This window comes from Maribacter sp. 1_MG-2023 (assembly GCF_030547005.1).
Classification (GTDB): domain Bacteria; phylum Bacteroidota; class Bacteroidia; order Flavobacteriales; family Flavobacteriaceae; genus Maribacter.
The window spans coordinates 70334-91038 of record NZ_JAUOPN010000001.1; the positions used below are offsets into that span (position 1 = coordinate 70334).

General features: G+C 35.6%; 21 protein-coding genes. 9 read left to right on the top strand and 12 right to left on the bottom strand.

Translation table 11 applies throughout. From position 1 onward, the window contains the following. Position 1 precedes the first annotated feature (1 nt). The 3 genes from Q4500_RS00405 to Q4500_RS00415 all read right to left on the bottom strand — a co-directional run bounded on the left by Q4500_RS00405 (position 2) and on the right by Q4500_RS00415 (position 4074). Positions 2-2521: a TonB-dependent receptor plug domain-containing protein gene (locus tag Q4500_RS00405; RefSeq protein WP_303597786.1), complete on the bottom strand. Its 2520-nt coding sequence runs from the start codon at positions 2519-2521 to the stop codon at positions 2-4. Next, positions 2502-3413, bottom strand: a complete 912-nt coding sequence (locus tag Q4500_RS00410) for a FecR family protein (protein WP_303597787.1) — start codon at positions 3411-3413, stop codon at positions 2502-2504. Before Q4500_RS00410 ends, Q4500_RS00405 begins: the two co-directional genes overlap by 20 nt. Before the next feature lie 148 nt (positions 3414-3561). Further along, positions 3562-4074, bottom strand: a complete 513-nt coding sequence (locus tag Q4500_RS00415; RefSeq protein WP_303597788.1) for an RNA polymerase sigma factor — start codon at positions 4072-4074, stop codon at positions 3562-3564. Positions 4075-4179: 105 nt separating this feature from the next. On the opposite strand from Q4500_RS00415, the gene Q4500_RS00420 reads away from it, so the two are divergent. From Q4500_RS00420 to Q4500_RS00430, 3 genes are all read left to right on the top strand, one after another. Continuing rightward, positions 4180-5949, top strand: coding sequence for a hypothetical protein (locus tag Q4500_RS00420; protein WP_303597789.1), 1770 nt, complete (start codon positions 4180-4182; stop codon positions 5947-5949). Between the two features lie 236 nt (positions 5950-6185). Beyond that, complete coding sequence (gene ffh, locus Q4500_RS00425) at positions 6186-7523, top strand: signal recognition particle protein (RefSeq protein WP_303597790.1); 1338 nt, start codon at positions 6186-6188, stop codon at positions 7521-7523. A 33-nt stretch (positions 7524-7556) separates the two neighbouring features. After that, positions 7557-8441, top strand: a complete 885-nt coding sequence (locus Q4500_RS00430) for a bifunctional 5,10-methylenetetrahydrofolate dehydrogenase/5,10-methenyltetrahydrofolate cyclohydrolase (protein WP_303597791.1) — start codon at positions 7557-7559, stop codon at positions 8439-8441. A gap of 52 nt (positions 8442-8493) precedes the next feature. Here Q4500_RS00430 and Q4500_RS00435 read toward each other — a convergent pair whose 3' ends face one another. Beyond that, positions 8494-8640 carry a hypothetical protein gene (locus Q4500_RS00435; protein ID WP_303597792.1) on the bottom strand — a complete coding sequence of 49 codons (147 nt, stop codon included), beginning with the start codon at positions 8638-8640 and terminating at the stop codon, positions 8494-8496. Between the two features lie 115 nt (positions 8641-8755). On the opposite strand from Q4500_RS00435, the gene Q4500_RS00440 reads away from it, so the two are divergent. After that, positions 8756-10489 (top strand): alpha/beta hydrolase-fold protein, encoded by a 1734-nt coding sequence (locus Q4500_RS00440; protein WP_303597793.1) that lies wholly within the window; start codon positions 8756-8758, stop codon positions 10487-10489. A 148-nt stretch (positions 10490-10637) separates the two neighbouring features. After that, positions 10638-11609, top strand: a complete 972-nt coding sequence (locus tag Q4500_RS00445; RefSeq protein WP_303597794.1) for an aldo/keto reductase — start codon at positions 10638-10640, stop codon at positions 11607-11609. Between the two features lie 4 nt (positions 11610-11613). Here Q4500_RS00445 and Q4500_RS00450 read toward each other — a convergent pair whose 3' ends face one another. The 6 genes from Q4500_RS00450 to Q4500_RS00475 form a co-directional block, all read right to left on the bottom strand. Then, on the bottom strand, positions 11614-12444 hold the full coding sequence (locus Q4500_RS00450) for a transporter substrate-binding domain-containing protein (RefSeq protein ID WP_303597795.1): 831 nt from the start codon (positions 12442-12444) through the stop codon (positions 11614-11616). A gap of 9 nt (positions 12445-12453) precedes the next feature. Continuing rightward, complete coding sequence (locus Q4500_RS00455; RefSeq protein WP_299320990.1) at positions 12454-12879, bottom strand: VOC family protein; 426 nt, start codon at positions 12877-12879, stop codon at positions 12454-12456. 2 nt (positions 12880-12881) lie between these two features. Then, the gene (locus tag Q4500_RS00460) at positions 12882-13133 is read right to left on the bottom strand and encodes a Rho termination factor N-terminal domain-containing protein (protein WP_299796917.1); all 252 of its coding nucleotides are present in this window, start codon (positions 13131-13133) and stop codon (positions 12882-12884) included. A gap of 57 nt (positions 13134-13190) precedes the next feature. Next, entirely contained in the window at positions 13191-14030 is an 840-nt protein-coding gene (locus Q4500_RS00465) for an alpha/beta fold hydrolase (RefSeq protein WP_303597796.1), read from the bottom strand. A 65-nt stretch (positions 14031-14095) separates the two neighbouring features. Further along, on the bottom strand, positions 14096-14650 hold the full coding sequence (locus Q4500_RS00470) for a hypothetical protein (protein ID WP_299796911.1): 555 nt from the start codon (positions 14648-14650) through the stop codon (positions 14096-14098). A gap of 3 nt (positions 14651-14653) precedes the next feature. Next, positions 14654-16159, bottom strand: coding sequence for a helicase HerA-like domain-containing protein (locus Q4500_RS00475; RefSeq protein WP_303597797.1), 1506 nt, complete (start codon positions 16157-16159; stop codon positions 14654-14656). Between the two features lie 171 nt (positions 16160-16330). On the opposite strand from Q4500_RS00475, the gene Q4500_RS00480 reads away from it, so the two are divergent. Continuing rightward, positions 16331-16963, top strand: coding sequence for a 7-carboxy-7-deazaguanine synthase QueE (locus Q4500_RS00480; RefSeq protein WP_303597798.1), 633 nt, complete (start codon positions 16331-16333; stop codon positions 16961-16963). A 16-nt stretch (positions 16964-16979) separates the two neighbouring features. Here Q4500_RS00480 and Q4500_RS00485 read toward each other — a convergent pair whose 3' ends face one another. Next, complete coding sequence (locus Q4500_RS00485; RefSeq protein WP_303597799.1) at positions 16980-17888, bottom strand: hypothetical protein; 909 nt, start codon at positions 17886-17888, stop codon at positions 16980-16982. Between the two features lie 45 nt (positions 17889-17933). Further along, positions 17934-18647 (bottom strand): bifunctional 2-polyprenyl-6-hydroxyphenol methylase/3-demethylubiquinol 3-O-methyltransferase UbiG, encoded by a 714-nt coding sequence (locus tag Q4500_RS00490; RefSeq protein WP_303597800.1) that lies wholly within the window; start codon positions 18645-18647, stop codon positions 17934-17936. Between the two features lie 75 nt (positions 18648-18722). Here Q4500_RS00490 and Q4500_RS00495 point away from each other — a divergent pair, with 75 nt between their 5' ends. Genes Q4500_RS00495 through Q4500_RS00505 form a run of 3 tightly spaced genes read left to right on the top strand, consistent with a single transcriptional unit; the run spans position 18723 to position 20555 of the window. Beyond that, a complete protein-coding gene (locus Q4500_RS00495; protein WP_303597801.1) occupies positions 18723-19214 on the top strand; it encodes a YkgJ family cysteine cluster protein in 492 nt (163 codons plus the stop codon). Positions 19215-19239: 25 nt separating this feature from the next. Beyond that, positions 19240-19965: a tRNA-uridine aminocarboxypropyltransferase gene (locus Q4500_RS00500; protein ID WP_303597802.1), complete on the top strand. Its 726-nt coding sequence runs from the start codon at positions 19240-19242 to the stop codon at positions 19963-19965. Between the two features lie 38 nt (positions 19966-20003). Continuing rightward, on the top strand, positions 20004-20555 hold the full coding sequence (locus Q4500_RS00505) for an ASCH domain-containing protein (protein WP_303597803.1): 552 nt from the start codon (positions 20004-20006) through the stop codon (positions 20553-20555). The last annotated feature ends 150 nt before the right edge of the window (positions 20556-20705 follow it).

A 20705-nucleotide genomic window follows, 5' to 3' on the forward strand; every position in this document is an offset into this window, starting at 1 on the left:
TCTAAAAACTGATTCGTATGCTGGCATTGGGCGTAATACCTAATGATAAGCGCTCAATAGTTTCAATGGTATTATCATCTTGCAGCCTGTAATAGGTGTTTAGGGTATTTTGCCTGTTCGTAAAATTTAATACGGATACGCCAAAAATAGCATTCATTTTATCGCTCATTTTTAAGGTGTAATTTGCAGATGCGTCTGCCCTAAAGTATTCGGGTAGTCTGCTGCTATTAGGTTCTTCGTAATTTATTTCGGTTGGGAAAACATTAGCATTTATGGGTTCATTTTCATCTGGTTGTGTAAAGGGTTTTCCTGATTTGTAATTTAAGCCAACACCTAATTTAAGATCACGGATTGTATAGTTGCCTGCTAGGGTGATAGCATGTCTAACATCTAAATTATTAGGAAAAGTAGCTGGATTTAAGACATCAAATGTATAATCGTTTTTATTGAAGGTGTAGCTAAGCCATGCGCTATAGTCGTTATTCTTTGTATTGATTAAAAACTCTGCTCCTTTAACTGCGTATGATCCAATCTCACCATTAAATTGATTCTGATTTTGGAAACCTTGAGTATAAACATTAATACCATTTACTTCTTTGTAAAAAGTATCTATACCCACATATAAGTTGTTGGTATCATAATTAAAACCAATAGAGCCTTGTTTACTTTTTGTAATGGGCAAGGCATCACCGTCAGAAAGAATCCATCTTCTTTTTTCTATACCTAGAAAGTTCTGTTCTAAATCGATTATCTGATTGGTGACCTGACTTTTAAATTCACCTAATACTTCGGTTTTAAAATTTGGTAACAGCTCATAACTAATATTAATACGAGGCTCAAAAATGTATTCTTGAAACGTATTAAGATTTTCAAAATAGTTTAATCTTCCTCCAATGAAACCCGTTAATTTCTCATCTTCTGAGCTATAGGAGATTTCGCTGAATACCCCGTGTTTGCGAATTACGCCTTTTATATTGCTGGCAAATGGCGGCTGGTTAACGTTGGTGGTATTTTCAATTCCTGTTTCTGTAAACTCATAGCCGTTAATCCAGACTAAGTTCTCTTTTAAATTGTAATTGGTAGTGAGTTTTATGTTAGATTCCTTTACTAAATTATTCTGCTTTAATTGCTGCGTCTGATTGTTTGATATGGATAAGGCATCTAAATCATACTGTGTGTAATAGAAACTTAGCTGAGACGATAAATCATCTGTCCATTCGCTCTGTAATTCACCCCCAACAGAAAAATTATCCTGATTCAGATTACTCCTGTTTGGGGCAATGGTGTCATTAGCTGTTTCAATATAATTTAGGTTATTGCTCATGTTAATTAAACTCACGCTTACTCTCTGATGGGGTTTAATTTCGTAAATAAACTTAGCAGTGAAATCATAGAAATAGAAATCACTTTCGCTATTTACTTCTGTATCTTGAAATGCTTTTTCTGAAAATTTAGTGTATGTTGGTGTGTTTAAGAAATCGGTATATGATCGGCGGGCAGAAACTTGTAATGCCATGTTATCTTGAATAGGAATTACTCCGTAAACATCTCCTGAAATTAAATTGAATCCAGCTCCGCCGCTAAAATTTAAAGGTAATTCTTCCGTAGTTCGCATACTCAAAGTCCCACTAACGCCACCACTATAGAGGGCAGAAGTACCGTTTTTTATGATTGCTACTTTTTCGGTGACATAGGGGTTGAATGCTGATATCAATCCGAAAAAATGACCGGTTTGGTACATTTTTATTCCGTCCCAAAGAATGAGATTTTGATCATTTGTACCACCTCTAATATTAATATCCGAAACGGTTTCATCAACACTTTTTATACCAGGTAAGGCCTGTACAGTCTGTAGAATATCTGGTTCGCTAACTCCAGGCAAGATTCCGAATTCTGAGGGATTCAATTCGATACTAGCGTTATTAAGTTTCTTTAGTCCCGTAGTTAGAAATTGGGTAACAACGACTTCTTCTAATTCTTGATAGCTGAGCGCCATGGCAATCGCTTTACATTCGGTAGTTTTTATAAGCTCTTTTGCCTCAATGAAAATGGGTTTGTAACCAAGGTGTTTTATATGCACCAATGAATTAACGGGTACGTTTTCAAAGCTGAAAGAACCATAATCATCTGTAATGCCAGATAAGTTAGATTCATAGATTTCAATTGTGGCACCTGGTATATTGTTTTCTTCAAAATTGTCTAGCACAAATCCACAGATAGAAATGGTCGATGTTTTGGCTAAGGTGTAGTAGCGATCGCTTAATTTGTTGATGGTAATTCCGGTTTCATCTTGTAGGCCATTTATAATATCGTCAAGAAAACTGGATGTTGGTTTTGTAATGTAAACCGATTTCACATCGGTATCTGCATATGAGAATTTTACATCGAACGAAGTTTCTAATTCAGACAGATAGTTGCGTAAAGCGACACTATCTTTCTTTGCGGTTTGGGCATAACTAGTCCCACTGAAAATCAGTAAGAAAATTAAGGTGATAAGCGTATTAAGGTGCTTCTTCAGCATAGAACAGCACTTTATTCCCATCTAAGTTAAACTTAATTTGTAAAGGAACGCTAATGCTCTTTAAGGCAAGGTCTAGGTTTTTATTACTAAAGGATCCCGTAAAAAGTTGAGCAGTATCAATATCTTTAGCGCTGACTTCAACATTAAATTGTCGTTGTAACTCATCTAAAACATAGTGTAGCGGAATACTTTTAAAAGAACTCTCTTGAGATAACCATGAAGGTGTGCCGTTAAGGGTAGTTTTTAGCATAGTTGTATTTCCGTTAATGGACAATAAGGAGTTTCCGGCAGGTAATTTAGTTTCTTTCCCGTTGATAGTGACACTTACCAAGCCTTCAAAACAGGTAACTTCAAAATAATCATCTCTGGTTTCTACATTGAATTGAGTTCCTAATACAGTAACTAGCCCTTCAGAAGTTTCAACGGTGAATTTTTTTCCTTTGGCTACTTTAAAATACGCTTCACCTTTAAGGTCTACATTTCTATTAGCATCCCATTTTTTCTCACTGAAAGCTAATTCAGATTCAGCATTCAAAATAACTTCAGAGGCATCTGGTAAAGTAATTGATTTGTTCTCAGCATATTCTGTCGTAAAAGATTCGTTTAGTGTACTTAAGTAAAAGAATGAACTGGCAAGCAATACAGCAATTACTGCGGCCACGCGAAGAAACTTTTTAAATGGAGATAATATAAATACTTTGGTTTCTTCTACAGTCTTTGTTTGATCAATAGATTGCCATGCTTTATCCATATCAAATTCAGGAGATTCTAACCGAGCGGAAGAATCCTTAATTTTTTGATATGTTTCATAAGCTTCCGACTTCTTGAACTCCGCCAACTCGGCTTCGGTCAATTCATCATTAAGCCATTTTGCTAAGTAATTGTCTTGCATGTTTTTAGCTTTGTATTAGTATAACAACTAAGTAGATGAATACCCTACTTTTTTATTTTTTTATTAAGTATTAAGTATTAAGTATTAAGTAAAAAGTATTATTTTATTTCCAACAACCAACAACCAACAACCAACAACCAACAACCAATTAAATTCCATCAATTTGTTCTCGTAAACTTTTTAATGCTAAATGCATCCTTTTTTCGATTGCTTTGACACTTACACCTTCCATTTCGGCTATCTCGGCATATTTTTTTCCGTCTATCCTATTTAATAAAAAAGTAGTGCGTTGATTTTCTGGAAGACCGTTTAATGCATTATCCAATTTTTCTTTGAATTGATTTTCCTCCATAATAAACTCTGGAGATTCATTGGTGGTCTTTATGGTAGCATCGGCATATTTTAACCGTACTTTTTCTGCCTTAATAACATTAAGATAAAGATTGTTCGCTACCGTGTACAAATATGATTTTGCTTTTTCTGGTGCAACCTTGGCGCAATTCTCCCACAGCTTTACAAATGCTTCTTGTACGGCATCATTCGCTTTCGCTTCATTGCCAAATTTGTAATAAATATAATTGAAGATGGTTTTAGACGTTTCGTTAAAAACCCTTTTGTAAACCTGCTCTTCGCACACATTTAATTGTTGGTCTGCTTTCAATAGATTGCTTTTTATCAAAGATATTTGAAAAATATTAAAAAGAAGGTAGGGTATTTTTAAAGTCAGTTGTTTTAGAAGCATAATAACAAACAATACCAAGTCATTATGAAAAAATATTTCAAATATGCAATGTACGTTAGCCTACTAACAATTGCACTGAGCTTTACTGCTTGTCAAGATGAGATAGAAGAAATTAATAACGGTGAAGAACCAACTGCAATTACAGCAAATTCTTCTACCGCCGATTTAATTCAACGTACCAGTTCTAACGACGGTTCTTGCGATAATATCGTTGATGGTACAAGTTGTTATGAAATCAATTTTCCATACACGGTAGAAGTAAATGGAATAACACTTACTATCGATTCTGAAGAAGATATTGAACAAATAGAAGCCATTTTTGATAGTGTTGAGGATGATGAAAATCTTCTAGATATCATTTTCCCTATTACCATAACTGCAGGTGATTTCTCTGAAATTACAATTAATGGTTTTGACGAGTTACGTTCATTAGCAGCAGATTGTAAAGAAGGCGGTGAAGATGATGATATAGAATGTATAGATTTTGTTTACCCAATGACTCTATTTACATTCAATGTAAATCTAGAGCAGACTAGTACTGTTGAGGTTACAAGTGATCGCGAGTTGCGTTTGTTCTTTAAAGATTTAGGGGGTGATAATTTAATAAGTTTTGATTTTCCTGTGACTTTAAAATTATCAGATGAAACTACCATTGTAGTAGAGAGTAATGAAGAATTAGCAATTGCGATTGAAAATGCAAAAGACGATTGCGATGAAGATGATGACGATGATTACAACGATGATGATTTTGACCAAGATGAGTTAAATGAAGAATTAATAGAGTGTGTGTGGTTCGTAACAGAGTTTAAAAGAAACGATATTGACCAGACGCCGCAATACGTAAATTACATTTTAAACTTTAAAGAAGATGGTACGGTAAGTACTGGGTTTAACGGTGCAACTGTAGTTGAAGGTACTTGGACAACAACCGTTGGAGATGATGGTGCAAAACTTACGATGGAATTCGAGAATTCTACCGATTTTAACCTAGAGTGGGATGTCTACGACTTAGGAGATGATAAAATTAAATTGTACAGTGGCGATAGTAATCGAGTTGTTATGAAGCAATTCTGCGATGAAGACTTAGAAGAAGTGACTATTGAAAGTATCACTGAAACCTTAAGTGATTGCTCTTGGATTGTTAAAAGAGTGAAAAATAACGGAGACCAGATCAATAGATTATTAGGTAGCGAATTTGAATTTCAAGCAGATGGTATTGTAACTCTAACTAATGATGCAACTGTTTCTGAAGGTACTTGGGTTGTTACCACAAATACACAAGGTAGATTGGTAGTTGCTATTAACATGGATGATGAACCAGCGGTAAGTTTCGATTGGTTGTTGACGGATCTTGAAGAAGGAATGGTAAAATTCAATGTAGAAGAGGAATTCTATGAATTGGTGATCGTTAAAAATTGTATCGTGGATAACGATGAAGAAGAAGATATCACTTTCATAAAAAGCATATTCAACAATATGGAATGGGATGTGGCTTACTTCTCTGAAAATGATGATGAGTCTACAGTACTTTTTGCAGATGTAAAATTGTACTTGGAAAATGACGGCACTTTAGAAGTTAGAAATTTAGAAGGAGAAGTCTATAGCAATGGCACGTGGTTTGTATATAGAAATGCATTTAGCGGTAAGTTAGAAATGATTATTTCTTTTGAAACAGGTAGTAATTACGAGCCTTTGGCAAACGATTATCAAATTCTAGAGATAGATGAAACAAGAATAGAGCTTAAACATGAAAATGATACTGGTTTATATGACCATTTAGTTTTAGAAAGATAGTAAGATTAGAACATCCAGAAATATACCGTCAACAGTAAAGAGTTGGGCCTCGTTGGCGGTATTGATGGAGGTTTTGAACTTGCAGCTTATGAAAATGTAATACCTTTTTTGCCCCACAACTAAGTTTAGAGCATCCATTTTATAATGGGTGCTCTTTTGTTTTGTTTATTTTATGGTACTTGCTACTGAATTTACGCTGATATTATTAAATTTGTAACCCCTTAAAAAAGAAAAGAATGTTCGATAATTTAAGCGATAAGCTAGATAAGGCTTTACATGTACTAAAAGGACATGGTCAGATTACAGAAATTAATGTTGCAGAGACTACCAAAGAAGTACGCCGAGCCTTATTGGATGCGGATGTTAACTTTAAAATAGCCAAAGAATTTACCAATAAGGTAAAAGAAAAGGCATTGGGGCAAGATGTATTGACCACCTTACAACCTGGTCAGCTAATGGTCAAGATTGTAAAAGATGAATTAACTCAATTAATGGGTGGTGAATCTGAAGGTATTAATCTATCTGGCAATCCGTCTATTATTTTAATGTCCGGTTTGCAGGGTTCTGGTAAGACTACCTTTTCTGGTAAGCTTGCAAATTTCCTAAAAACAAAAAAATCTAAAAAACCATTATTGGTTGCTTGTGATGTTTATCGTCCGGCGGCAATAGATCAATTGCACGTAGTAGGTGAGCAAATTGATGTTCCTGTATATTCAGATAGAGAAAATACAGATCCGGTTTCTATTGCTCAAGCAGGTATTGCTAAGGCAAAGGCAGAAGGTTTTAATGTTGTTATAATTGATACCGCTGGTCGTTTAGCTGTAGATGAGAAAATGATGGCAGAGATATCTGATATTCATAAAGCAATACAGCCTCAAGAAACATTGTTCGTTGTAGATTCTATGACGGGTCAAGATGCTGTGAATACGGCAAAAGCCTTTAACGATATCTTAAATTTTGACGGTGTTATCTTAACCAAATTAGATGGTGATACCCGTGGTGGTGCCGCTATATCTATTAAGTCGGTTGTTGATAAGCCAATTAAATTTATAGGTACTGGTGAAAAGATGGAAGCTATTGATGTTTTCTATCCATCACGTATGGCAGATCGTATCTTGGGTATGGGTGATGTTATTTCACTTGTAGAAAGAGCGCAAGAACAGTTTGATGAAGAGGAAGCTAGAAAGATTCAAAAGAAGATTGCCAAGAATAAATTCGGATTCGATGATTTCCTGAGCCAAATTCAGCAAATTAAGAAAATGGGTAATATGAAAGACCTTATGGGGATGATTCCTGGTGCAGGAAAAGCCTTAAAAGGTTTAGATATTGATGATGATGCCTTTAAGCATATTGAAGCTATTATTTATTCAATGACACCAGAAGAACGTTCTACACCTTCTAAATTAAATGCTAGTAGAAAAAAACGTATTGCAAAGGGTGCAGGTAGAGAAGTTCAAGAAATCAATCAGCTTTTAAAGCAATTTGATCAAATGAGCAAGATGATGAAAATGATGCAAGGCGGCGGCGGTAAGAAGATGATGCAGATGATGGGCGCCATGAAAGGAATGAAATAACAACCAAACAACACAACTTAAAAAGAAGCGGATATGGAATTATTGGATGGTAAAAAAGTATCCAACGAAATAAAAGAGGAGATCAAGGCCGAGGTTGCCAAGATGAAAGAACGTGGTGAAAAAGTACCACACTTGGCAGCAATTATTGTTGGTAGTGATGGCGCTAGTTTAACCTATGTAGGTAGTAAAGTTCGTTCTTGCGAGCGTATAGGTTTTGAATCTACTTTAATTCAAATGCCGAGTACTACCTCTGAACAAGAGTTATTGAACAAGATTAAAGAATTGAACGTTAATGATGACATCGATGGTTTTATTGTTCAACTACCGTTACCAGAACAAATAGATACCCAAAAGGTAATTATGGCCGTAGATCCAGATAAGGATGTTGACGGATTTCATCCTACCAATTTCGGTAAAATGGCTTTGGATATGAGTACGTTCATACCTGCTACTCCGTTCGGTATTCTTGAATTATTAGAACGCTACAAGGTAGATACAAAAGGTAAACATACCGTAGTTATTGGTCGTAGTCATATTGTAGGTAGACCAATGAGTATTTTAATGGGTAGAAAAGGATGGCCAGGTAATTCGACCGTAACCCTTACTCATAGTCATACAAAAAACATTACACAAATTATTTCGCAGGCAGATATTGTTATTTCTGCATTAGGGGTACCTAAATTCTTAAAAGCAGAAATGGTGAAAGATGATGCTGTTGTAATTGATGTGGGTATTACTAGAGTACCAGACGAAACTAAAGAAAAAGGATATTATATTACGGGTGATGTTGACTTTGAAAATGTAAGTAAAAAAGCATCATTCATAACTCCCGTACCTGGAGGCGTTGGTCCTATGACGATTGCAATGCTATTGAAAAATACATTGTTAGCTCGTGAGAGACATAGAAGTAGAAACTAATTTCCGTAGAAATTTATAAAATGAGCCTTGCAATATAATTGTGAGGCTTTTTTTATGCCGGTAATTTCTTGATTTCTACTCCTGTTTCTGTAGTGTCATTTGGAGTTAAGATATCAATGTCATTACTGTCATCATAATCACAACTTGCTAGTCCGGTTATTGAAATTCCTATTAATAAAGTGTATAGTAGTTTTTTCATAATAAAGGATTTATGCTGTCAAATAAATAGGACATGTATATAAAACGGTGAAATATTAGTCTTGGTATTTGATGTGAATTTAGAATGCTGTACCTTTTGTGAAACATTTATCCTTATGAGAAAAATTCTTTTGGTACTAGTGGTCGTTGCTTTTGTAATTGGATGTACGGAACCTCCTAAATTAGAGCATAAATTTTCAATAAAGGTTAGTTATTCTGCTGAGGTAGATTCTTTGGTTAAAGATGGTCGTTTGCTGCTCATGCTTTCTACAGATGATAGTAATGAACCTCGGTTTCAAATCAATGACGGACTCAATACACAACTGATATTCGGTGTGAATGTGGAGAATTGGGCTAAGGATTCAGTTATAACTTTTGATGAGAATGTTTTTGGGTATCCGTACGAAAGCTTAAAAGATGTTCCGCCGGGTGAGTATAATGTACAGGCGCTTTTGAACGTATATGAAACTTTTAATCTTTCTACCGGTCATACCGTAAAGTTGCCTATGGATAATGGCGAGGGACAACAATGGAATAAATCTCCTGGTAACTTATATAGCAAACCATTTAAAATTAGAGTTGCTGGTAACGGATTTGAAAATGTGTCGGTCGATTTAGATCAGGTGATTGCACCAATTGAAGAACCAGAAGATACTAAGTGGATTAAGCATGTAAAAGTGAAGTCAGAAAAGCTTTCTGAGTTTTGGGGACGTGATATTTTCTTAGGAGCGCATGTATTGCTGCCAAAAGGATTTGAAGAACATCCAGAAGCTAAGTATCCACTGATGGTTTTTCACGGACATTTTCCTTCAGATTTTGGCGGATTCAGAACTACGCCTCCAGATCCTAAAATGAAACCAGAATATTCTGAACGATTTAGTTTAGAAGGCTATAATGTTATTCAACAACAAGAAGCTTACGATTTTTATAAACGTTGGAACGAGCCAGATTTCCCTCGTTTTATTATAATCGAGATTCAGCATCCTACACCATATTACGATGATTCATATGCAGTAAACTCCGCTAATCAAGGTCCGTATGGCGACGCCATTACCTATGAACTTATTCCTGAAATAGAAAAACAATTTAGAGGAATGGGAGAGGGGTGGTCTCGTTTTCTATATGGCGGTTCAACCGGTGGTTGGGAAGCTTTGGCGGTTCAGGTGAAATACCCAGATGAATATAACGGTTGTTTTGCGGCATGCCCAGATCCGATAGATTTTAGAGCGTATACCTTAACGAATATATACGATGATGAAAATGCCTACTTCTATAAGAGTGCACATAAAACTTTAGAAGTACCATCGCATAGAAATTACTTAGGTCAAATTCAATCTACCTTAAAACAAGGAAATCACTTAGAATTAGTATTGGGTGATAAGTCAAGATCAGGTCAACAATGGGATATTTGGGAGGCTACCTATTCACCACAAGGGGAAGATGGGTACCCAGAGAGAATTTGGGATAAAAAGACAGGCGATATCGACCATGAGGTTGCTGAATACTGGAAAGAGAATTTCGATTTAAGACATATTCTAGAACGAGACTGGGATAAATTAGGTGATAATCTAAAAGGTAAAATTCATATCTATTGTGGAGATATGGATAACTACTACCTCAACAATGCTGTATACCTAATGGAAGATTTCTTGGAAAGTACTACAGATCCTTATTATGAGGGAGAAGTAAAATATGGAGATAGAGACGAACATTGTTGGAACGGAGATCCAGACCAACCAAATGCAATTACTCGCTTAAGATATAATACTATGTATGTACCAAAGATTATGGAACGTATAGAAAAAAGTGCACCCAAAGGGGCAGATTTGACAAGTTGGAGGTATAAGTAAAAATAATAGTTCAGTTAAAATATAAGTGTCACTTCTAATGAATTTTGAGGTGCAAAAAATTAATATCGAGAATCTTTGATTTTAGGTTGGCGAAAACGGTCTATTAGGTAAATCAAGATTTAATAATAAAAGGATAAGATTCTAAAGAATGAAATACAGAAGATTCGGGCGTACAGATTGGCAAGTAAGTGAAGTAGGATACGGAATGTGGGGAATGGCTGGTTGGACGGCTAGTGATGATGCCCAATCTGCGAAATCATTAGATCTGGCAGTTGAAAACGGAGTTAATTTCTTTGATACCGCTTGGGGTTACGGAGAAGGCCATAGTGAGGAGTTGCTTGGGGAGTTGGTAAAGAGACATCCTTCTAAGAAAATATATACAGCAAGTAAAATTCCGCCAAAAAACTTTCAATGGCCAGCAAAACCTGAATATGCTTTTGAGGATTCTTATCTAACAGAACATATTATGGAATACACTCATAAAACTTTGAAGAATTTAGGTTTGGAGCAACTAGACCTCATGCAATTTCATACTTGGGATGACGGTTGGAGTGATAGGGAGGAATGGCAGCGCGCTATTGAAGATTTAAAAACTTCAGGTAAAGTAGCTGCAATGGGTATTAGTATGAATCGTTGGGAGCCTGAAAATGGAATAAAAGCCTTAAAAACAGGATTGCTAGATGCTGTACAGGTCATTTACAACATATTCGATCAAGCACCAATAGATAACTTGTTTCCGCTCTGTAAAGAGCTAGACATAGCAACCATTGCACGTGTACCTTTTGATGAAGGAACATTAACGGGTACGATGACCAAAGAAACCACTTTCCCTGAAGGCGATTGGCGCGGAACATATTTTGTTCCCGAGAATTTAATTTCTTCTGTTGAGCATGCAGATGCTTTACGGCCTTTGATACCTGAAGGTATGACCATGGCAGAAATGGCATTGCGTTTTATTCTAATGAATGATAATGTTGGTACAACCATACCTGGTATGCGTAAACAACGCAATGTATTGGCAAATACTGCCACCAGTGATGGTAAATTATTGTCTAATGAACTGTATGAAGAATTAAAAAAGCATCGTTGGGATAGAGTACCGACTTCTTGGTCACAGTAGATAGTTAATTTAAGTTGATAATTTCTTTCTTTAACAATTTAAAAACAACGCTATCCTTTTGTTGAGATAATAGCCAATTATCAATTACGGTCTTAAAAACAGCATCTTTTTCAATCAAATATCCAAAATCGAAAAAATTGAAAGGTTGGTTGGGGTTAACTGCCTCCAGTTCTTTGTGAATTTGTTCTTGCATAAGCGTTTCTACTGCATCGGTTACCATAACATCAGCTTCACCGTCCACTAATTTTTGAAAAATATCTAAATTGTTATCGTTGAGTATGAGCCTAGCCTTTGGGAAATTTGCTCTAGCAAAAGCTTCATTGGTGCCGCCAGGATTAAAAATAACTCTTACGTTTTGTTTATTGATTTTTTCAATGCTATTATAATTAAGTGAGTTTTCATCTCTTGTAATAGCTGCCTTTCCACTAGATAAAACGGGTATACTAAAAAATGCCTTTGTCTGTCGTTCTGGAGTAATGGTTATACCACTCATTCCAATATCAAATTTACCATTCCTTAAATCTTCCATTAATGTTGGCCAGCTAGTCTCAATAAATGCTACTTCTACGTCAAGAGATTTAGCTAAAGTCTTAGCCATTTCTATGTCTAAGCCTGCATAGATTTTATTGGAATCGATTTTATAAGAAAAAGGCATAAAATCTCCCGTAGTACCAACTCTAAGAGTGTCTCTATCCTTAATAGTTTTTAATGTAGAGGTTTTACTATCAGTGAATGAATCAGAATGTTTTACAATCTTTGGTCCACAACTTATGGTTAACGAAGTTGTAATCAATAAAAGAAAACTATTTAATAAGTAATTATAGGTCTTTAACATTTGTAAAGTCTATTTCGCAAACAACTGCCCCATATCTTTGAAAGCTTTAAACTCTAAAGCATTACCTGCTGGGTCATAGAAAAACATGGTAGCTTGTTCGCCAACTTTACCTGCAAAACGAACATATGGTTCAATGACGAACTTTACACCTTTTGATTTCAGCTCCTCTGAAAAGCTTTGAAATACATCCCAAGGTAAAACTACTCCGTAATGTGGTACGGGAACATCATGACCATCTACAGGATTATGGTGCACACTTTCTGTCTCAGATTTAGGTTTATAATGGATTACTAATTGATGTCCGAATAAATTGAAATCTACCCAGTGGTCACTACTACGACCTTCTTCGCAATTTAAGATGTCTCTATAAAAGGTTCTGCATTCCGCTAAGTTATGAACGGGAATGGCAATATGGAAAGGTGTTACGTTTTGCATAATCAGTTATTTCTTAAGGCTGAAATTAACTCTTTTTTGCTCATTTTGGAACGTCCGTCAATACCAATTTCTTTAGCTTGGTCATAAAGCTCTTTTTTAGTTCTTTCTTCATAGGTAGAAGCTTTACCGCCTTTCTTTCCCGCATCTTTAGTGTTTGCTATTCTTGCAGCTTTTTCTTTACTGTATCCTTTGTCTACTAAAGCTTCGTACTGCTCTTCGTTCTGTATTTGTGGTATGTTGTTTGATTTTGCCATTTTTATTTTAAATTTAAATAAAAAGTGACTTTTGGGTGTGCTGTATACAATCGGAAATTATCCTTCTAAAAAAGAAACAATCTTTTCATTTACCCCATCTTGGTGCATAGAATGACCTAAACCTTCAGTGCTTACAAATTCACTTCCTTTCCAATGTTTATGTACATCAACAGAGGCGTGGTACGGAGCTATCATATCAAACCTGTCATGAAAAAGTAATCCTTTTTTCTGGTTAGTTTTAACAAATTTGGAACTAGAAAATTCTTCTGCCGTAAATTTAAATTTGTTGTACACTAAGTTTTTTAGTGCTTTTAAAACTTTACTATTAAATCCTAACAAGTTTTTGTAGTGCGTAAGTATTTCATGAAATTCTGATGGTGAGCCTATCGTAACTATTTTTTCTAAAGTTTTGTTTGGGTGTAAAGATTCATTATATAAAACAGTCATACCTCCCATAGAATGTCCTATGACTATTGTTGGTTTGTATTTATTTAATACCTGCTGTATGGTTTCTGCATAAAGTGGCACATGTAACATGTCGCCTGAAGAATACCCATGTGCAGGAGCATCAAAAGCAATGATATTGTAATCTGCTTCCTGTAATGTTTCTATGAGTTTATGCCAGCGCCAGGTATTGCTTTCCCAACCGTGAACAAGTACAACTGTTTCTTTGTTTCCTGACCAGTTGTATACTTGAATTTCATTTTCATCTAATGATAATACCTCTAATTTGGCTTGGTCTAAAAATGCTTTTTGATTTGGTAGTACACGACCTTTTCTAACCTTTGTGAATACTAAAAAAGCCTTGTAAGCGGCTTTCTTTGGAGAAAACCAAACAAGGATATTAAGGTAGAAACCTATTAATTTAGGTATAAGCTTTTGAAGGAATACTGGCACCTGATAAAATTTTGAAATGTATAGAAGTTATCCGAAGGAAATCAAATTTTAGGGTATTAAGAATATCAATCCCATCCTACCATCATGTATTTTACTTTTGCAGTATCTGGTATTTGTACCTCTTCAATTGTACTATTGGTATTGTATCGTAGGCTTTCCGGTAATTCTTTTTTATCAATAGTGAAATATAAATCACTATCCTTCAATAGAACCACTACATTATTAATAGCGCTTATGATTTTTTTAATAGGATAGTTTTCTCGTATTTCTTTAAAAGTACTCAGTTTAGAAATGCCCTTATCTGTAACAAATCGTTCATCATTGACCATTACATTCTGTATAGTAGCAATGCTATCGTTATTCGGTGTTAACGTCAATAGTAAAGCACCACCTTTTTCAAAGATTTTTATTTTACTTGCACCATTACCGAAATTTAGCTTGACAGTATCTTGTATTACCGAGTCTTTTTCGAAAATTAATTCAATATCGCGTGCTAAGCTTTCCTTTGATAATCTACCAACTTGATCACCAGATATTTGAAAATCTGTATTTTTTTCTTCAGTGCAATTTATTAGTAAACCACAACAGAAAATTAATAAAAGGGTATATCTAAACTTCATATGCTATCTCATCACTTTTTTTAATACTCCAAGTACGCCTCTAATAAAAGTAGCGCTTGTTAATACCTTAATAACCGGGTTTTGTCTAGTACTCGCTCGGCTTGTTTTTTTTCTTGCAGCAGGCTTACTCTTTTCTTTTTCAGCTAATTTTTCTGCAGTTTCTATCTTTTCATTTAGAATTTCATAAGCACTTTCTCTATCGATGATTTCACCATATTTTTTAACCAATGAAGAACTGTTATTTACTTCTTTTAATTCTTTATCTGTCAAGACATCCATACGGCTCATAGGTGCACGCAGTAATGTGGCTGCAAGTGGCGTAGGTCTGCCTTTTTCATCTAATGCAGATATCAAAGCTTCACCAATACCCAATGAGGTAAGTACTTCTTTGGTATCGTAAAACTCAGATTCAGGGTAGTTTTCTGCCGTCAATTTAATTGCTTTTCTATCTCTAGCGGTAAATGCCCTTAATGCATGTTGCACTTTTAACCCTAATTGAGACAATACATCATTTGGTACATCTGTTGGGTTTTGGGTTACAAAATACAAGCCAATTCCTTTTGAACGTATCAGTTTAACAATACTTTCTATTTGATCCAGCAATGCTTTTGAAGCTTCTTTGAAAATAAGATGTGCTTCATCTATAAACAATATTAATTCTGGTCTGTCGCTATCGCCCTGTTCTGGAAACGTGTCATATATTTCTGCTAATAAACTTAACATAAACGTAGAGAATAACTTTGGTCTGTCTTGAATATCAGTTAGGCGTAAAATGTTGATATAGCCTCTACCTTTCTCATCAATACGGGTTAGGTCATTTACATCAAAAGACTTTTCGCCAAAGAACAATTCTGCACCTTGTTGCTCTAACTCTATGATTTTTCTAAGAATGGTACCGGTAGAACTTGTAGAAATACGACCATATTCTTTTGTAAATTCTGCCTTACCGGCTCCTGTTGCATATTGCAATACTTTTTTGAAATCTTTTAAATCTAGCAACGGCATTTTTTGGTCATCACAGTATTTAAATACAACGGCAACAATACCTGATTGCGTTTCAGAGAGGTCAAGTATACGTGATAATAATACAGGGCCAAATTCAGAAACCGTGGCTCTCAACTTAACACCGTCTTGCTCAGATAACGAAAGTATCTCAACAGGAAAGCTACTTGCTTCAAAAGGAAAACCGATTTTAGCATGGCGTTCGTCTATTTTTGCGTGACCGGGACTAGGTTGTGCCAATCCGCTTAAATCTCCTTTTAAATCCATCAACATTACAGGGATACCTTTTTCAGATAAATTCTCTGCAAGCACTTGCAATGTTTTTGTTTTACCAGTACCCGTAGCACCTGCAATAAGCCCGTGCCTGTTTAAAGTTTTTAACGGAATTTTTACGAATGCATTAGTAACAGCTTCACCATTAAGCATAGCTGCGCCCATATTAATGTAATCGCCTTTCGTAGTATATCCCTTTTCTATATGGTCAAAAAAATCTTCGGTACCGGCCATTTTATATATTTTCGATAAAAATAGGGGATTTTTAACCAAACCTAAAGACATGTGCAGCCTTAAATGTCACGACTTTTTAACATTTAATGTGCGAACAGTACGTGCCTGAGTACAGAATTTACCGATGTCTACTTCTAACAGAATTTGTCAACTAAAACGTATCTTTGCCGAATGAAAAATGAGGAGGTACTTGAGAAAGTGAATAAAGGGGTGTATTTACCCTTAATGGAAGAGTTTTACACCATACAGGGTGAAGGCTTTCATAAAGGAACTGCAGCTTACTTTATTCGTGTTGGCGGGTGTGATGTTGGTTGCCATTGGTGTGATGTAAAAGAAAGCTGGAATGCAGAAACGCATCCGCCTACTGCCATCGAACAAATTGTTGATAATGCCGCTAAGTATTCTGATACTATTGTTATTACAGGAGGAGAACCATTAATGTGGGATATGAACCCTATTACAAAAGCATTAAAGAATAAAGGTCTAAAAACACATATTGAAACTTCTGGTGCCTACACGCTTTCTGGGGATTGGGATTGGATCTGTCTTTCTCCAAAAAAGAATAAATTACCTGAAGGTCGTATTTATGACGATGCCCATGAGCTAAAGGTGATTGTTTATAATAAGCACGATTTAATTTTTGCTGAAGAACAAGCTGCGAAAACTAATACTAATTGCATTTTATACTTGCAGCCAGAATGGAGTGTTCGAGATAAAGTGGTACCCATGATTGTTGACTATGTAATGAACAACCCAAAATGGAAAGTGTCATTGCAAACACACAAGTATTTGAATATCCCTTAAAATATATGGATATTGTTTAACGCCCTCCGTTAGCTTGAATATCTAATACACATTCGGCATCTAAAGGTACCGTGTTTGTAGTTTTAGCAGTGTGCTGTTGTAACAAGCTTAAGACGGTTGTGCCAGATAATCTACAGCCAGATTTTACGCCGTCTTCATATTGGGCAAGGGTATTAGATTGTAAAGATTTACCAGAAGAACCACCGAATTGTAATTCTGCACGCATAAGGCAAACAGCTTGGTTGCAATGGTTATCAGCTACTAGCTGACCATCTTCGTTTTCAGATTCAGACTCATGGTCATTTACCATATCAGAACCTAAATTGACCAAACCGAAAAGGTGTCCGAACTCGTGATTTAAAGTGGTGGTTTCTACATCCGCTTCGCTAATAGAAGAACTCAAACTAGCTAAATCTCTTACGGTAGCTTCATGTATAACCATAGAAGTGTTGCGGTAAACAGAACCTAACGTTACAAGACCGCCTTCTAAATCATCACCTTCTGCTGGCGTATCTGCAAAGTAAATATAGATAGCCAATGTGCTACCTGTATTAAAGGCTGTTCTGTTCGAGGTTTCTAAATCTGCAATTTCTTGTAGTGTAAGTTCATCTTCTGACGGGCTAGATAATTCTTTATATACTAACTCAATATCTTCTTTGAAGGTGTGCTCTTTTAGATACGCTGTAAAATCTGTCATTGCAGCTTCGGTCGGTTTAAAACCGGTTACATATGCTATTTCAATTAGAAGTTTATCGTAGGTATCGTTAGAGAGAATGTCTTTAGCAGAATCACCTGTTGCCAGTAAATTAGCAGCCTTGTCAACTTTGGCTTCTGAATTGTCACCATCAGAATCTGAAGAACTTTTAGAGCAAGAAACGGCAAATGCCATAATACCAATTAGCAATAAACTTTTGAACTTATTCATAAAATTGTTTTGTACAAATAGCATAACGAAAAAAAAGAGTCGCTATTACTTCATATGCGTCAATCTTGCTAAATAGTCGTAATGTTCGCCTTCCATTACAAGGTCACATGTTAAATTACTATAATTTGCTGCTCTTTGTAAGGTGTTATAGTCTACATATAACCACGGGAAAGATGCACTCCTTTCCTTTTTATATTCCATTTTAAAGCTTACTTCACCGTAGTAATTAACGTTATCCGGAATCCAGTACCCGCCATCTTCGTCATCTTCGAACATGTAAATAATGTCGCTGGAGTCTAGCAGAATTTGCCCGTCTTCTTTTAAAAGCGATTTTAATTTAGAGAAGAAAGGTTCTAGTCCGTCTAACGTACCTGCCAAACCCACGCCGTTCATTAAAATTAGAATCGTATCGAATTTCTCATCTTCGTATTTTAAGAGTTCGGAGTGTACAGTTTTTTTGAGTCCGCGAAGTGTACTGACTTCAATTGCGCCTTTAGATGCATCTAGCCCTATAACCTGAAACTCTTTTTCTTGTAAATACAGCCCATGGCTACCGGCGCCACAACCAACATCTAGCACGTTGCCTTTACATAATTGTAAAGCTTTTTGCTCTAGCTCTGGCATTTCTTTAAAACCTCTGAACATATAGGGTAAGGGTAAAACATCATCTTCAAGTAGTGATGAATACGTAATGATATCTTCAGAATAGTTTCCGTTCTGAAAATCTAAAAGTGCAGTACCTAATATGTCTTTGTTCAAAATTCTTGTATTTCTAGCTACAAAAGTCTCGCTTTTTGGTACTACTTTCCTAGTTTTGAAGAATTAATTTCGCACATGGAAGAGGTTTTACGTGAACTGCCGCAAAAGGCAAAAGAAAAACATAACGAGAATAAAAAGTTCTTTGTCAAGCTACGGAAGAAGCCGCCAAAGAATCTGGACTATATCATGCAAGAACTTCATGAGGCGGAATTTGAACGTACAGATTGTTTAACCTGTGCCAATTGTTGCAAAACCACAGGACCGTTATTTACCAATGCAGATGTGGAGCGTATTTCAAAGTCGTTTCGAATGAAACCCCAAAAATTCATTGAAACCTATTTACGGGTCGATGAAGAAAATGATTTTGTACTGCAAGAAACGCCCTGTACTTTTTTAGGATCCGATAATTACTGTTCTATTTACGATGTTCGCCCAAAAGCATGTCGTGAATTTCCGCATACAGATAGAAAGAAGTTTCAGCAAATAAGTAACCTTACCCTTAAAAATGTAGCTATTTGCCCTGCTGCTTTTAATATTGTTGAGGAAATGAAGAAGTTGATAAAGTAAGAAGGAAAAACAAAAGTAATTTATATTGCAAGTCCAAAATAATAATCCAAGAGTAAAATGTTACAAATGCATGCGGCCTTCGAGCACCTGTATTTGTAATCACATTAGAACTGTCGAGACTAAAACACGTTTCATAATTTTGATGCACCCTAAGGAGTACAAGAAAGAAAAGAATGGAACAGGGTATATGACGAATCTTCAGCTCGCAAATTCAGAAATTATAGTTGGTGTAGATTTTAGTAAGAATGATCGTGTAAATGAAATTTTGACTAATGAAGAAATTGGTTCTTTCTTACTCTATCCTGGTAAAGAGAGTTTTAATCTATCTAAAAGAAAAGGTTCAGAAATGAATTCTTTTATGGGTAAAAATCCTCACCTCTTCATTCTAGATGGCACATGGCCCTGCGCCCGTAAAATGCTCAAGCTAAGTACCAACTTGCAAAAATTGAAAAGAGTGAGTTTTGATAATAGTATAGAATCAAAGTTTATAATCAAGCAGCAGCCAGAGGCGCTTTGTCTTAGTACGATTGAATCGGTTTATACAGTTTTAAACTTGCTTAACAAAGGTGGAGTGGAACAATGTTATACGACGGACTTCCTAGTTCCGTTTGAAAAGATGATCGAACATCAACTCGACTATATTCTAAACCCAAATAATAAAAACTATAGCTCAACTGCGAACAGAGATATTGGTCCGAAGACAATGTATAAGAATAATAAGGAGAGAAATGTTGTTTTTGAGTTGGAATAGGTGATATTACAATCTGAATTTATTATTCCTAAAATATTATGAAACATCTATCCATTTTCCTGGTTTTAATATTCATTAGCTGCAAGAACGACGCTAAGAAAGAAATACTAACAGAAAATGGTATTGACGCATCTGTCTATGAAATGTGGAATGACTATATCGTATCTACCCCTCAAGCTAACAAAGAAGAATTACCAGAATCTTGGTTTTTTCATGATAATAAAGAAGATGCCGATAGATTGGCAGCGTTGACAGTAAACGGAAAAAAGACCGCTACTACTTCAGGATTGTATAAATGGTATGTTGAAGCAGAAGCTGACTTGCCGCAAATTGGCACAAATCATATTATTACAGATTTTGATGGTAAAGCACAAGCTATTGTTGAAATAACAAAGGTTGACACGATACCTTTCAATCAACTTTCAGAATCTTTAGCGGCTTTAGATATAGGGACTGATATAGAGCCTCTTCAAAAATGGAGAAAAGCGCATTGGGATTTCTTTCAAAGTGTAATGGTTGAAAACGGAGAAGAACCAACCGAAGAAATGCTGATCGTTTTTGAGACATTTAAAACAGTTTGGAAGAAGTAATTATATTTTCGGAAGTCAAGAATTCTTGAAGAATATTAAAACACTCGAAATAGGACCAGTATCCTACTGGCTGAAAATCAGTGACCATCTACCCATAATATGTGAGTTTTAGCAAATCTTCAAGCCTTGTATTTTTGAAACAAGATTTTT